This window comes from Streptomyces sp. NPDC048436, from assembly GCF_043200355.1.
Taxonomy (GTDB): domain Bacteria; phylum Actinomycetota; class Actinomycetes; order Streptomycetales; family Streptomycetaceae; genus Streptomyces.
On sequence record NZ_JBICXP010000003.1, the window covers coordinates 754,502 to 768,395 of the forward strand.

Genomic DNA, 13,894 nt, shown 5'->3' on the forward strand with positions numbered 1-13,894 from the left:
AACCAGAGAGGGGGCCCGAGCATGACCATTCTGGACACCATTCGGGGGCCGCGGGACCTGAAGGCGCTGACCGAGGCCGAGCTCGATCAACTGGCCGAGGAGATCCGGGAGTTCCTGGTGCACGCGGTCGCCAGGACCGGAGGTCACCTCGGGCCCAACCTGGGGGTGGTGGAGCTCTCCATCGCCCTCCACCGGGTCTTCGAGTCGCCCGTCGACCGCATCGTGTGGGACACCGGCCACCAGAGCTACGTACACAAACTCCTGACCGGCCGGCAGGACTTCTCCAAGCTGCGCGGCAAGGGCGGCCTGTCCGGCTACCCCTCGCGCGCGGAGTCCGAACACGACATCGTCGAGAACAGCCACGCCTCGACGGCGCTCGGCTGGGCCGACGGTCTGGCCAAGGCGCGGCAGGTCCTGGGGGAGCGGGGCCATGTCGTCGCCGTCATCGGCGACGGCGCGCTCACCGGCGGCATGGCGTGGGAGGCGCTGAACAACATCGCGGCCGCGAAGGACCGGCCGTTGATCATCGTCGTCAACGACAACGAGCGTTCGTACGCCCCCACCATCGGCGGCCTCGCCAACCACCTCGCCACGCTGCGTACGACCGACAGCTACGAACGGGTCCTGGCCTGGGGGAAAGACATACTCCAGCGCACACCTGTCGTCGGACACACGCTGTACGAGTCGCTGCACGGCGCCAAGAAGGGGTTCAAGGACGCCTTCGCGCCACAGGGCATGTTCGAGGATCTGGGGCTCAAGTACGTCGGGCCGATCGACGGGCACGACACGGCGGCCGTCGAGTCGGCGCTTCGACGTGCCAAACGCTTCCACGGGCCCGTCCTCATCCACTGCCTCACCGAGAAGGGGCGCGGCTACGAACCCGCGCTCGCCGACGAGGCCGACCGGTTTCATACGGTCGGCGTGATGGACCCGCTGACCTGCGAGCCCCTCGCCCCGTCCAACGGGCCCTCCTGGACCTCGGTGTTCGGCGACGAGATCGTACGCGTGGGCAGGGAGCGTCCCGATGTCGTGGCGATCACCGCGGCCATGCTGCATCCGGTGGGCCTGACGAAGTTCGCCGAGGAGTTCCCCGGCCGGGTCTGGGACGTCGGTATCGCCGAACAGCACGCCACGGTGTCGGCTGCCGGGCTCGCGACCGGCGGCCTGCACCCCGTCGTCGCCGTCTACGCCACCTTCCTCAACCGTGCCTTCGACCAGCTCCTGATGGACGTCGCGCTGCACGAGTGCGGCGTCACCTTCGTCCTGGACCGGGCCGGTGTCACGGGCGTCGACGGGGCCTCGCACAACGGCATGTGGGACATGTCGATCCTCCAGGTCGTGCCGGGCCTGCGAATCGCCGCGCCACGCGACGCCGACCAACTGCGCGTGCAGCTGCGGGAGGCGGTCGCCGTGGACGACGCGCCGACGTTGCTGCGCTTCCCCAAGGAGTCGGTGGGGCCCGCCGTTCCCGCCGTGGACCGCATCGGCGGCATGGACGTGCTGAGCCAGGACGACCGGGACGCGGACGTGCTGTTGGTGGCTGTCGGCGTGATGGCGCCCGTCTGCCTTCAGGCCGCCGAACTGCTGCGGGAGCGGGGCCTGACCTGCACCGTGGTGGACCCGCGCTGGGTCAAGCCGGTCGACGCCGAGCTGCCCGCCCTCGCCGCACGGCACCGTGTCGTGGGGGTCGTGGAGGACAACAGCCGGGCGTCCGGGGTCGGCGCCGCGGTCGACCTCGCGCTCGGCGACGCCGAAGTCGACGTACCCGTACGGCGGTTCGGCATCCCCGAGCAGTTCCTCGCACACGCCAAGCGCAGCGAGGTGCTCGCGGACCTCGGGCTCACGCCGGTCGAGATCGCGGGGCGGATCAGCGCCACCCTGTCAGCCAAGGAGCACGCAGAATGACCAAGGAGTTCGACCTCGGCAAGCTCCTCGCCGAGCGGGGCGCCGAGCGCTACGAACTGCACGCGAAGCATCTGAACCATCAGCTGCCGCGCATGCTGCACACCATCGGCTTCGACAAGGTCTACGAACGGGCCGAGGGCGCGTACTTCTGGGACGCGGAGGGCAACGACTACCTCGACATGCTCGCCGGCTTCGGTGTGATGGGGCTCGGCCGCCACCACCCCGTCGTACGCAAGGCGTTGCACGACGTCCTCGACGCCTCGCTCGCCGACCTGACGCGCTTCGACTGCCAGCCGCTGCCCGGCCTCCTCGCGGAGAAGCTGCTGACCCACAGCCCGCACCTGGACCGGGTCTTCTTCGGCAACAGCGGCACCGAGGCCGTCGAGACGGCGCTGAAGTTCGCGCGGTACGCGACGGGCAAGCCGAGGGTGCTGTACTGCACGCACGCCTTCCACGGCCTGACCACCGGCTCGCTCTCGGTCAACGGCGAGTCCGGCTTCCGGGACGGCTTCGCGCCGCTGCTCCCCGACACGGCGGTCCCGCTCGGCGATCTGGACGCCCTGCGCGCGGAGCTGAAGAAGGGCGACGTGGCCGGGCTCATCGTCGAGCCCATCCAGGGCAAGGGCGTGCACGAGACGCCGCCCGGCTATCTGCGCGCCGCCCAGGAGCTGCTCCACCGGCACAAGGCGCTGCTCATCGCCGACGAGGTGCAGACGGGCCTCGGCAGGACCGGCGACTTCTACGCCTACCAGCACGAGGAGGGCGTAGAGCCGGACCTGGTGTGCGTGGCCAAGGCGCTGTCCGGCGGCTATGTGCCGGTGGGCGCGACCCTCGGCAAGGACTGGATCTTCAAGAAGGTCTACTCGTCCATGGACCGGGTGCTCGTGCACTCGGCGAGCTTCGGGTCCAACGCGCAGGCCATGGCGGCGGGGCTCGCGGTCCTCGCCGTCATGGACGACGAGAAGACCGTCGAGAACGCGCGCGTGACCGGTGAGCTGCTCAAGAAGCGGCTCGGCGCGCTCGTCGACCGTTATGAGCTCCTGCGCGAGGTGCGCGGCAGGGGACTGATGGTCGGCATCGAGTTCGGGCGGCCCACCTCCCTGAAGCTGCGCAGCCGCTGGACGATGCTGCAGGCGGCGCGCAAGGGGCTCTTCGCGCAGATGGTGGTCGTGCCGCTGCTGCAGAGGCACCGCATCCTCACCCAGGTCTCCGGCGACCACCTGGAGGTCATCAAGCTGATTCCGCCGCTGACCGTCGGGGAGCAAGAGGTGGACCGCTTCGTGGAGGCCTTCACCGCGGTGATGGACGAGGCGCACGGCGGGGGCGGGCTGATGTGGGACTTCGGGAAGACGCTGGTGAAGCAGGCGGTGGCGAACCGCTGAGGCAGAGGACCGGAAGGTTTTTGCCTCTGAGGCAATAAAGTTGCCTCGGAGGCAAGGCCCTGGCTCAATCGAGGCATGAGCAATGCCGAGCCGGAACCGCTCGACGCGGAGGCCGACGCCCTGCCTGCCGTCGCCCCGCAACTGCGTGAGCTGCGCCGCCGTGCCGCGCTGACCCTGGAGGCCGCTGCCCGCACCGTCGGACTCTCGCCCGCCCATCTCTCCAGGCTTGAGACCGGGCAGCGCCAGCCGTCCCTGCCGATGCTGCTGGCACTCGCCCGCACCTACGGTACGACGGTCTCCGAGCTCCTCGGAGAGACGTCCGCCGACCGGGACGCGATCGTCCGCGCCGCGGACATGGAGCCGACACGGGCGGGCGGCTGGACCTACTGGCAGGCGGGCGCCCCGGCACGCTCCATGCAGGCCCTGCGGGTGCACGTGCCGCACGGCGCCCAGGGTGACATCGTGCGCGTCCACCCGGGCGAGGAGTGGCTGTACGTCCTCCAGGGGCGCCTGAGGCTGCGGCTCGGCGACACCACGTACACGCTCGACCCCGGCGACAGCGCGCACTTCGACTCGCTGACCCCGCACCGGATCGCCGCCGCGGACCACCTCGGCACCGATCTTCTCTTCGTCCACACCCTGCTGCAGAGTCCCGCCACCGCACTGTGCCTCGGCGGGACCTCGCACAGCTCCACCATGGGAGACCCGCGATGACGGAACCTGAAGCGCAGCAGCCGGAGCGGGCGGTGCCCGCCAAGAAGGTCATGTCCATGGAGGAGAAGTTCCCCCGCGGGCTTTGGGTCCGGCTGATCGTCTACGTGGCCGTGGGCCACCTCTTCGCGGCCTTCGTCTACCTGCTGTTCACGCTGGGCGCGCAGAACCAGTAGAGGCCGGTCGAGTCAGGCGGAGTCAGTCGAGAAGGTGCGCGCGGAGCCGCTCGCGGATCTCCGGGGTCACCTTGAGGCCTTCGGTGAGGTAGGTCTCCGTGTCGCCCCAGGTCTGCTCGATCGTCTCGAAGGCGGCGTCCAGATACTCGACGCGGGCCTCGAAGAGCGGGCTGAGCAGCCGCATGATCTCGGGGGACATCGCGTCGGGGGAGCTGTCGCTTCGGCGCACCTTGTAGCGGCGGTGGGCGGCGTTCGACTCCAGGTAGTCCGCCTCGATGGCGTCCCGCTCGACGCCGATGGCCAGGAGCGTGACGGCTATGGAGAGGCCCGCGCGGTCCTTGCCCGCGGCGCAGTGCATAAGGGCGGGCACGCTGTCCGCGGCCATCTCGCGCAGCACACGGCTGTGCTCGGCGGTGCGGTCCTTGATGATCACGCGGTAGGTCTCGGCGAGGCGGTCCGCCGCCTGGCCGTCCGAGAGGGCCGCGCGCAGCTGGTCCAGGTCGCCGTCGCGGACCATCGTCCAGAACTCGGCGCCGTGGGCCGGGTCGGTCAGCGGCAGGTTCACGTTGCGTACGCCGGGCAGCTCGACGTCAGGGCCCTCGAGCCGCTGGTCGGCCGCGTTGCGGAAGTCGAAGACCGTGTGCAGGCCCAGGGTGGAGAGGAACGCGGCGTCGGCCGCCGTGGCGTGGGCCAGGTGGCCGCTGCGGAAGAGCCGGCCCTGCCGGACCCTGCGGCCGTCCACGGTCGGAAGTCCGCCCACATCACGGAAGTTGCGGACTCCGGCCAGCTCCGGCTCCGCCGGCTCGGTCGTCGTCAGCTCTGTCGGCGGGACCTGCTGCGTCACGGGGGCTCCTCCCGTCCGGCCGCCGGCGCGACTCGCCGGTGGGGGTGCGACTTCGACCATACGACATGGGTTCCTGGGGCAATCACTGCTGGTGCATGAGCGTTGCCTCACAGGTGATCGGCCTTGATGATGTGCGTACGCGTGCGTGCCTGTCCGGATCGGGTCGGATCTGTGGAGGGTTGATGATCGAGGTCGGCGAAGACGGTCGTACGTGGCTGCTCTCGGGCCCCACCAGCAGTTATGCGCTGCGGCTCACCGACGACGACGAGCTGCTGCATCTGCACTGGGGGCCGCGTATCGCGCCGGCCGACGCCGAGGCGCTCGCGGCGGAGCCGCTGCCCGCGGAGTGGGCCTTCGAGTCGCGGCTCGACGGGCGCGAGGAGTACCCCGCCGAGGGTGGGCGGCGCTTCGTGCGTCCCGCGCTCTCCGTACGGGGCGCCGGAGTGCGCGGCAGCGAGTGGCGGTTCTCGGGGGCCCAGACCTCGGGAGCCCAGGCCGAGGACGACGAACTGCGGCTGCGATTCACCGATGCCGTCCACCAGTTGGGGATCACTCTGGTCTACCGGTCGCGCGGGGACGTCATCGAGCGGTTCGCCGTCCTGCGCCACGAGGGACCTCCCGACGCCCCTGAACTTGAGCTGCTGCGCGCCGACTCCGCGACCTGGACGCTGCCCACGCGCGAGCGCTGGCGGCTCTCGCAGCTGCACGGGCGCTGGGCGGCGGAGTCAAGGCTCGTGCGCTCGGAGATCACGTACGGCGAGCAGGTCATCGGCAGCCGCCGCGGGCACACCGGTCACCAGCACCTGCCCTGGGTCGCGCTCGACGCGGAGGGAGCGACCGAGGAGCACGGCGAGGTCTACAGCTGCGCGCTGGCCTGGTCGGGGTCCTGGCGGATCGCGGTGAGCCAACTCCCGGACGGCGCCGTGCAGATCACCGGCGGCAGTGGACACGACGACTCCGGGCAGGAGCTGCTCGCTCCCGGCGCGGAGATGGTGACGCCGGTCTTCGCCGGGTTGTGGAGCGACGGCGGCTTCGGAGGGGCGAGCCGGGCCTGGCACGCCTACCAGCGCGCGCACGTGATCCCGGACGCCGACGAACCCCGGCCCGTGCTCTACAACTCCTGGGAGGCCACCGGCTTCGACATCTCCGAGGAGCAGCAGCGGGCGCTCGCGGGTCGGGCCGCGGCGATGGGCGTCGAGCTGTTCGTGGTGGACGACGCGTGGTTCGGGCGGCGTGTCAGCGACCGGGCCGGGCTCGGTGACTGGACGCCCAACCCGGACCGCTTTCCCAGCGGTCTGAAACCGCTCGCCGACGACGTGCACGCCCTGGGCATGCGGTTCGGGATCTGGGTCGAACCGGAGATGGTCAACCCGGACAGCGATCTCTACCGGGCGCACCCCGACTGGGTGCAGCACCAACCCGGCCGCAGGCGCACGGAGTTCCGCAACCAGCTGGTGCTCAACCTCGCCCGCGCGGACGTACAGGAGTATCTGTGGGAGCAGCTCGACGCGCTTCTCTCCAGTGCGCCGATCGACTATGTGAAGTGGGACTTCAACCGCTGCTTCACGGACGCGGGCTGGCCCGGCGATGACTATCCGCAGCGGATCTGGAACGCCCATGTGCACGCCCTCTACGGGCTGTTGGACCGGCTGCGGGCCGCGCATCCCACCGTCGCCTTCGAGTCCTGCTCGGGCGGCGGCGGCCGGATCGACCTCGGGATCCTGTCCCGCACCGACCAGGTGTGGACCTCCGACAACACCGACCCCCTGGACCGGATCGCCATCCAGCACGGCTTCAGCCAGCTGCACCCGGCCCGGATCATGGCCGCCTGGGTGACGGACAGCCCGAACACCCAGCTCAACGGCAGGGCCAGCTCACTGCGCTTCCGTTTCGTCAGTGCGATGGCGGGCGTCCTCGGTATCGGCGGGGACCTCACGCAGTGGGGTGCGGAGGAGCTCGCCGAAGCGGGTGAATGGGTGAGTCTCTACAAGGAGATCAGGCCCGTGGTGCAGCTGGGCGACCTGTATCGGCTCCGCCCGCCGTCCCAGGCGCTGAGCGCCGTGCAGTACGTTCACGGCGACGAGACCGTCGTCCTCGCCCTGCTGCGGGCGCAGGCCTACGGGGAGGAGCCGCCCAGGCTGCGGCTGCGGGGCCTCGATCCCACGGCCGCGTACGTCTGCCGGTCGACGGGGGCGGTGCACCGGGGCGCGGTGCTGCTGCACCACGGACTGCGGACGGGACTGCGCGGAGACCTGGACGCGGCGGTGTTCCGCTTCCGGCGGGTGCGACCGGCGCCGTGACCTGCCGCGTATTCCTGAACTGCCGTTTCCTGGACTGTCGCGTATTCCTGGCTTGGGTGAATCTTGACCGGTGGCTTATCTCACCCCCCGTCAACCCCTCCCTACGGTGGCGTAGGACACTTAGCGAGGTGAAAGATGTGACGACGTGACAGCAGAGTCGACAACCTTCATCCGTGACACATTCACCTCCTACGCAGCGGTCGGCGACAGCTTCACCGAAGGCGTGGGGGACCCCGGGCCTGACGGGACGTTCGTGGGCTGGGCCGATCGCCTCGCCGTCCTGCTCGACGACCGGGTGCCGGAGCACACCTTCCGGTACGCCAACCTCGCCGTACGCGGCAAACTCCTCGACCAGATCGTCGCGGACCAGGTGCCCCTGGCCAAAAAGCTCGGCCCCGACTTCCTGACGTTCTGCGCCGGCGGCAACGACATCATCCGGCCGGGCACCGACCCGGACGAGGTCGCCGAGCGGTTCGAGCGGGCCGTCGCCGATCTCACCTCGGCGGTCGGCACGGTCATGGTGACCACCGGCTTCGACACCCGCGCCATGCCGGTCCTCAAGCACCTGCGCGGCAAGATCGCCACGTACAACGGCCATGTCCGCGCGATCGCCGACCGGTACGGCTGCCCTGTCCTCGACCTGTGGTCCCTCAAGACCATCCAGGACCGCCGCGCCTGGGACGGCGACCGGCTGCACCTCTCGGCCGAGGGCCACACCCGCGTGGCGCTGCGCGCCGCCCAGGTCCTGGGCCTCGAAGTGCCCGCCGACCCGGACCAGCCCTGGCCCACCCAGCCCCCGCGCGGCACGCTGGAGGTGCGGCGCGACGACCTGCACTGGGCGCGCGAGTACCTGGTGCCGTGGATCGGGCGGCGGCTGCGGGGCGAGTCGTCGGGCGACCACGTGGAGGCGAAGGGCAGCGTGGACCCGTACACGGTGAGGATGCACATCGAGGCTGCGGCGTCCTGACCGAGCCGAGAACCCGGTGACGCGAGCCGTCCGCCCTCGTCCGCCTTCGGGGGAGAGCGGGCAGGCGGCTTCGTCGCGCCGGAGCGACGACAGGCCCATGCGGGTCCCTTCGTACGGCCGCTGTCAGACGTGGTGCACATAATGGAGATCTGACCTACCCCTTTCCAGGAGGTGCTGTGTCCCGTTCGCTGAGCTCTGGGCTCCGCTCGCTGAGGACCGCTGCCTTCGGCGCGGATCCGGCCGGCGAGCGCCTCGCGAGGATCCACCGGTCGCCGAACTTCGCCGATGGGTCCTTCCAGAACCCCGAGGGGGCGCGGACCCGGCCCACCGGTTCGACGCTCGAGTTCGCGAAGATCTACTTCCGCAAGGAGGAGCGTGCCAGGCGCGGCCCCGCGGGCACCGTCCCCGTGCATGCCACGACCCTCGCCGACCTCGCGAGGCCCGCGGTGAGCGGGTTGCGTCTCACCTGGATGGGGCACTCCAGCGTGCTCGCCGAGATCGACGGACAGCGGGTGCTCTTCGACCCGGTGTGGGGCGAGCGGTGCTCTCCCTTCTCCTGGGTCGGGCCCAAGCGGCTGCACCCCGTGCCGGTGCCGCTCGCGGCGCTCGGCCCGGTGGACGTCGTGGTCATCTCGCACGACCACTACGACCACCTGGACATGCCCACCATCAAGGCCCTGGTCGGCACGGACACCGTGTTCGCGGTCCCGCTCGGCGTCGGCGCCCACCTGGAGCGCTGGGGCGTCCCCGCCGACAGGCTGCGGGAGCTGGACTGGAACGAGTCCGCGAAGGTCGGGAACCTGACCCTGACGGCGACGCCCGCACGCCACTTCTGCGGTCGCGGCCTGCGCAACCAGCAGCACACGCTCTGGGCGTCCTGGGCCGTCACGGGCTCCGAGCACCGGATCTACCACAGCGGGGACACCGGCTATTTCGACGGCTTCCGTGACATCGGCGCGGAGCACGGACCGTTCGACGCCACGATGATCCAGATCGGGGCGTTCAGCGAGTTCTGGCCCGACATCCACATGACGCCCGAGGAAGGGATGCGCGCGCACCTGGACCTCCAGGGCGGGCGGCCCACCGGTGTGATGCTGCCGATCCACTGGGGCACGTTCAACCTCGCGCCGCACCCGTGGTCCACGCCGGGCGAGGGCACGGTCGCCGCGGCGGACCGCGCCGGGGCGAAGATCGCGCTGCCGGTCCCCGGAGAACCGTTCGAGCCCGCGTCCGACTCCGTACCGGCGAAGCCGTGGTGGCGCGGGGTCGCGATCGAGCCGGAGGGCGGCTGGATCGCCCGCGCGGAGGCCGCCGTCGTCGACGGGCTGCGGGCCGAGCGGCCCGAGGGCTCAGAGGGCACAGAAGGTACGGGAGAGCCCGAGGCCGCGCGGGTCGGCTGAGGCGCGACGGGGCCGGGCGGAACCGGCACTGGTCATGACTGCGGGGCGGTGCGCACGACGCGCCGCCCCACAGTCATGAGCAGCGCCGGATGGGTTTGACGCCTCGGAGGAGGAGCCGCATGGAACACACGTCCGAAGTCGTATTCGGACTGCCGTGCGACGTGTCATACCAGAGCGGGATGTCGGCCACCGGACTTTGTCAACTGCCCCCCGCACTTGATGCGTTGGTGACTACCGTGAGTATCCGCCGGTCGACGCAGGGATCATGCTCTGGCCCTCCCGACCGGCACGGCGATGCCGCGAAGCCACGCGTCGCGCGACCGTCGGAGCCCGTACCCTGACCGAGGACGCTGATGTCTCACCTTCGTGCACCGGCCGCCCGCGCAGACCGCCGTGAGGGCGGCAGGCACGGCAAGCCCGGCAGCCGTCCCGTCATGCCGCTGCCCGAGGCCCGGATACGGCCCCAACTCCTGCGCATCGCCGTACTGCCCGTCATCGCCGTGATGCTCTGCGCCGGTGCCGCGGTCCTGTTCATCGTCCGTTCGACCCCCGCCCCCCTCGGCCTCCCCCTCCTCCTCATCCTCGCCGCCGCCGGTGCCATCAGCCTCGCCAGCATCGTGATCGCCGCCGTCGCCGCCGACCGCACCGCGGCCTCCGTACGCGAACGCGTCGGCTCCCTGCGCCGCACCACCGCGCGCGGCCAGGCCGAGCTGCGCGAAGTCGTCGAACAACTGCGCCGCGGCGAGGGCCCGCCCACGCGCAGCGCGCCCACCAGATCCGCCCAGGACGGCGACGAGTTCGGGCTGCTCGCCGACGAGCTGGCCCGAGCCCAGGACGTCGCCGTCACCGCCGTCGTGCAGGCCTCGCAGCTCTCCAGCCACGCGGGCAGCGAACAGAAGGTCGAGGTCTTCGTCAACCTCGCCCGGCGCCTGCAGTCGCTCGTGCACCGCGAGATCTCCCTCCTCGACGACCTGGAGAACGACGTCGAGGACCCGGAGCTGCTCAAGGGCCTCTTCCACGTCGACCACCTCGCCACCCGCATCCGCAGGCACGCCGAGAACCTCGCCGTACTCGGCGGCGCCATCTCGCGCCGTCAGTGGAGCAAACCGGTCTCCATGACCGAGGTGCTCCGCTCGGCCATCGCGGAGGTCGAGCAGTACTCGCGGGTCAAGCTGGTGCCCCCGATCGACGGCACCCTGCGCGGCCACGCCGTCGCCGACGTCATCCACCTGCTCGCCGAACTCGTCGAGAACGCCACCGTGTTCTCCGCCCCGCACACCCAAGTCCTGCTGCGCGCCAACCTGGTGACGGCCGGACTCGCCGTCGAGGTCGAGGACCGCGGGCTCGGCATGCCCGTGACCGAGCAGAACAAGATGAACCACCTGCTCGCCGACCCCGACCAGGTCAATGTCGCCAGCCTGCTCCAGGACGGGCGGATCGGCCTGTACGTGGTCTCCGCCCTCGCCCGCAGGCATGGCGTCTCCGTCCGGCTCCAGACCAACATCTACGGAGGCGTGCAGGCCGTACTCATCCTGCCGCAGGGCCTGCTGGGCGCCGAGCCGCAGCATGAGCCCGTCACCGCAGGACATCCGCAGCGCGCCCCGGAAGCCACACCACCGGGCGCCCCCGGCTCCGTACGGGAAACGCCACCGCCCCCCATGGCGGCCCCCCACCCCGAGCCGGTCTCCGTACCGCGGCAGCCGCAGCGGGACTCACCCCCGAGCGCGCCGCAGGCTCCGGTGGTCCCTGGCTCCGGGCCCGCCCCGCTCCCCGTACGGGGCAGGGAGGGCAGGGCGACCCCCGCCGAAGCCGTGCCGGGCATCCGGCCCGAGGACCGGCAGGCCGCCGCCGAGCACGCCGGGACTCCGCCGACCCCCCTCAACGGCGCCGTGCACGGGAGGGTGGGAAAGCCCCGGCTGCCCAAGCGGCGCGCCCAGGAACACATCGCGCCCCAACTGCGGGACGCGCCGCCGCCCCGCCCGGAGAGCGAACACCACATCGGCCACGACCCGGGCCTGATGGCCGCCTTCCAGCGCGGCATCGGGCTCGCCGCCGCCCAGGAAACGCGTGACCAGGCACCCGAACCCGACCAGAGCGTTCCCCGCGACGGGGGCGACAGCCTCCTCCGCGACGGGGGCGAAAGCGTCCTCCGCGACGGCGGCGACCTGGGTGGCTGAAACCTCGCCATCCCACCAGCACCACGTCTGCCCCGGCAGACCCTCGTACCCCAAGGAGTCGATCCACCATGGCGAGCGATGCGCCGACCGCGCAGGTATCCGACCTCGACTGGCTGATGAGCGGCCTCGTACAGCGCGTGCCGCACACCCACAGCGCGGTCCTGCTCTCCTCCGACGGACTCGTGAAGTCGGTCCATGGCCTCGACCCGGACAGCGCCGACCACATGGCGGCCCTCGCCTCCGGGCTCTACTCACTGGGGCGCAGCGCCGGCATCCGGTTCGGCGACGGCGGTGACGTGCGCCAGGTCGTCGTGGAACTCGACTCCACCCTCCTGTTCGTCTCCACGGCGGGCTCCGGTACGTGCCTCGCGGTGCTCGCGGGGCGCGACGCGGACGCGGCGGTGCTCGGCTACGAAATGACGATGCTGGTCAAGAGCGTGCGCCCCTACCTGATGACCGCACCCCGGCAGGCCACCGGCGAACCCGCCCCGATGAGGCATTGAGCGTGGCGGCCCCGCACGACGGGCCCTGGCTCGACGAATCCGCCGGACGGCTCGTCCGCCCCTACACGGTCAGCGACGGGCGGACCCGGCCGACCGCCCAACTGGACCTCCTGACCCAGGTGATGGCCACCGGGCGCCCGGTGCTCGGATACCTCGGCCCCGAGCACACACAGGCGCTCGGGCTCTGCGCGGCACCCACGTCGGTCGCGGAGATCGCGGCGCAGCTGAAGCTGCCCGCGGTCGTGACGAAAGTGCTGCTCTCCGATCTCGTCGACTGCGGGGCGCTCACCCTGAGAGCCCCGGACTTCTACCACAACCCCACCGACCGGTCCCTGTTGGAGGCAGTGCTCGATGGACTACGACGACAGCTCTGACCCCTTCCCCACCGCATTGAAGATCCTGATCGCGGGAGGATTCGGGGTCGGCAAGACGACCTTCACGGGCGCGGTGAGCGAGATCGCGCCACTGAGTACGGAGGAGCTCCTCACCACGGTCAGCGAGGGCACCGACGACCTGTCGGGCGTCGAGAACAAGACCACGACCACCGTGGCCATGGACTTCGGACGTATCACCCTCGACCCGGAGCATGTGCTGTATCTCTTCGGGACGCCGGGCCAGGAACGCTTCTGGTTCATGTGGGACGAGCTCTCCGAAGGCGCGCTCGGCGCGGTGGTCCTCGCCGACACCCGCCGCCTGGAGGACTGCTTCGCGGCCGTGGACTTCTTCGAACAGCGTGGCATGGGCTTCATCGTCGCCATCAACGAATTCGACGGCGGCTACCGCTACGAACCCGAAGAGGTGCGCTCCGCCATCGACCTGGATCCGCAGGTGCCCGTCGTGCGGTGCGACGCGCGGATCTCCAGCTCGGGCATCGCGACCCTCCTCACCCTCGTCAAGCACCTCCTCGCCCACGCCCCGGCCGCACCGAGCTACGGAGCCCACACCTGATGTACGACTCCACCGCGCATCTGCTGCTCACTCCCGTCGACAAGGAGGCGCCGAACCGGGTGCGGCGGCTGCGCAGACTCGGCATAGGACTCCGCCCCGAGCTCGCCTTCGACGCCTTCGCCGACCGGCTCGCCGAGGTGACGGGCGCGCCGTACTCCATGGTCAACTTCATCGACGAGAACCGGCAGTTCTTCGCGGGCCTGCACACGCCGGACGACACGGGGGCCGGTCACCTGCTGACCTCCGCGGCGGCCGCGGAGAACGCGGCGTGCCGCTACATGGCACGCGACCACGGGTACTGCCCGCATGTCGTCGTGCGGCGCAAGGCACTCGTCCTTGAGGACGTCTGCGACTATCCGCGGTTCGCCGGGAATCCGGTGGTCGACGAGATCGGGATCCGCTCCTACCTGGGCGCGCCGCTCATCGACCGTACGGGCATCGCGCTCGGCACGGTCTGCGTCGTGGACGTCGAGCCGCGCCCCTGGGGGAGGGCGGGCCTTGAGACGATCAAGGCGATGGCGGCGGAGCTGGTCGAACAGATCCACCGGCGGGAGGACGGCGGGATCTGACTCGCAGTACTT

General features: G+C 70.9%; 13 protein-coding genes. 12 read left to right on the forward strand and 1 reads right to left on the reverse strand.

Annotated elements, in window-relative coordinates:
* Positions 1-21: 21 nt before the first annotated feature.
* The 4 genes from dxs (at position 22) to ACGFX9_RS14335 (ending at position 4,174) form a co-directional block, all read left to right on the forward strand.
* Entirely contained in the window at positions 22-1,905 is a 1,884-nt protein-coding gene (dxs, locus tag ACGFX9_RS14320; protein WP_393470114.1) for a 1-deoxy-D-xylulose-5-phosphate synthase, read from the forward strand.
* Entirely contained in the window at positions 1,902-3,287 is a 1,386-nt protein-coding gene (locus tag ACGFX9_RS14325; protein ID WP_393470117.1) for an aspartate aminotransferase family protein, read from the forward strand. The genes dxs and ACGFX9_RS14325 overlap by 4 nt, the downstream gene beginning before the upstream one ends.
* 75 nt (positions 3,288-3,362) lie before the next feature.
* A complete protein-coding gene (locus ACGFX9_RS14330; RefSeq protein ID WP_393470120.1) occupies positions 3,363-4,001 on the forward strand; it encodes a helix-turn-helix domain-containing protein in 639 nt (212 codons plus the stop codon).
* A 56-nt stretch (positions 4,002-4,057) separates the two neighbouring features.
* Positions 4,058-4,174: a DUF6126 family protein gene (locus ACGFX9_RS14335; RefSeq protein WP_389901519.1), complete on the forward strand. Its 117-nt coding sequence runs from the start codon at positions 4,058-4,060 to the stop codon at positions 4,172-4,174.
* A gap of 22 nt (positions 4,175-4,196) precedes the next feature.
* Here the strand turns inward: ACGFX9_RS14335 and ACGFX9_RS14340 are convergent, their stop codons facing one another.
* Positions 4,197-5,018 (reverse strand): tyrosine-protein phosphatase, encoded by an 822-nt coding sequence (locus ACGFX9_RS14340; RefSeq protein ID WP_393470123.1) that lies wholly within the window; start codon positions 5,016-5,018, stop codon positions 4,197-4,199.
* A gap of 182 nt (positions 5,019-5,200) precedes the next feature.
* On the opposite strand from ACGFX9_RS14340, the gene ACGFX9_RS14345 reads away from it, so the two are divergent.
* From ACGFX9_RS14345 to ACGFX9_RS14380, 8 genes are all read left to right on the forward strand, one after another.
* Positions 5,201-7,318, forward strand: coding sequence for an alpha-galactosidase (locus ACGFX9_RS14345; protein ID WP_393470127.1), 2,118 nt, complete (start codon positions 5,201-5,203; stop codon positions 7,316-7,318).
* 145 nt (positions 7,319-7,463) lie between these two features.
* The gene (locus ACGFX9_RS14350; RefSeq protein WP_393470130.1) at positions 7,464-8,285 is read left to right on the forward strand and encodes an SGNH/GDSL hydrolase family protein; all 822 of its coding nucleotides are present in this window, start codon (positions 7,464-7,466) and stop codon (positions 8,283-8,285) included.
* A gap of 176 nt (positions 8,286-8,461) precedes the next feature.
* On the forward strand, positions 8,462-9,685 hold the full coding sequence (locus tag ACGFX9_RS14355) for an MBL fold metallo-hydrolase (protein ID WP_393470133.1): 1,224 nt from the start codon (positions 8,462-8,464) through the stop codon (positions 9,683-9,685).
* 353 nt (positions 9,686-10,038) lie between these two features.
* Entirely contained in the window at positions 10,039-11,862 is a 1,824-nt protein-coding gene (locus ACGFX9_RS14360; RefSeq protein WP_393470136.1) for an ATP-binding protein, read from the forward strand.
* A gap of 68 nt (positions 11,863-11,930) precedes the next feature.
* Positions 11,931-12,365: a roadblock/LC7 domain-containing protein gene (locus ACGFX9_RS14365; RefSeq protein WP_393470139.1), complete on the forward strand. Its 435-nt coding sequence runs from the start codon at positions 11,931-11,933 to the stop codon at positions 12,363-12,365.
* A 2-nt stretch (positions 12,366-12,367) separates the two neighbouring features.
* Positions 12,368-12,739 (forward strand): DUF742 domain-containing protein, encoded by a 372-nt coding sequence (locus tag ACGFX9_RS14370; protein WP_393470142.1) that lies wholly within the window; start codon positions 12,368-12,370, stop codon positions 12,737-12,739.
* Complete coding sequence (locus tag ACGFX9_RS14375; protein WP_393470144.1) at positions 12,717-13,313, forward strand: ATP/GTP-binding protein; 597 nt, start codon at positions 12,717-12,719, stop codon at positions 13,311-13,313. Before ACGFX9_RS14370 ends, ACGFX9_RS14375 begins: the two co-directional genes overlap by 23 nt.
* Complete coding sequence (locus ACGFX9_RS14380; RefSeq protein ID WP_393470537.1) at positions 13,310-13,882, forward strand: GAF domain-containing protein; 573 nt, start codon at positions 13,310-13,312, stop codon at positions 13,880-13,882. Before ACGFX9_RS14375 ends, ACGFX9_RS14380 begins: the two co-directional genes overlap by 4 nt.
* Positions 13,883-13,894 lie beyond the last annotated feature (12 nt).

Coding starts and splice junctions, on each gene's coding strand:
- ACGFX9_RS14345 (WP_393470127.1), top strand. CDS start 5,201: ATGATCGAGGTCGGCGAAGACGGTCGTACGTGGCTGCTCTCGGGCCCC.
- ACGFX9_RS14330 (WP_393470120.1), top strand. CDS start 3,363: ATGAGCAATGCCGAGCCGGAACCGCTCGACGCGGAGGCCGACGCCCTG.
- ACGFX9_RS14335 (WP_389901519.1), top strand. CDS start 4,058: ATGGAGGAGAAGTTCCCCCGCGGGCTTTGGGTCCGGCTGATCGTCTAC.
- dxs (WP_393470114.1), top strand. CDS start 22: ATGACCATTCTGGACACCATTCGGGGGCCGCGGGACCTGAAGGCGCTG.
- ACGFX9_RS14325 (WP_393470117.1), top strand. CDS start 1,902: ATGACCAAGGAGTTCGACCTCGGCAAGCTCCTCGCCGAGCGGGGCGCC.
- ACGFX9_RS14360 (WP_393470136.1), top strand. CDS start 10,039: ATGTCTCACCTTCGTGCACCGGCCGCCCGCGCAGACCGCCGTGAGGGC.
- ACGFX9_RS14375 (WP_393470144.1), top strand. CDS start 12,717: ATGGACTACGACGACAGCTCTGACCCCTTCCCCACCGCATTGAAGATC.
- ACGFX9_RS14365 (WP_393470139.1), top strand. CDS start 11,931: ATGGCGAGCGATGCGCCGACCGCGCAGGTATCCGACCTCGACTGGCTG.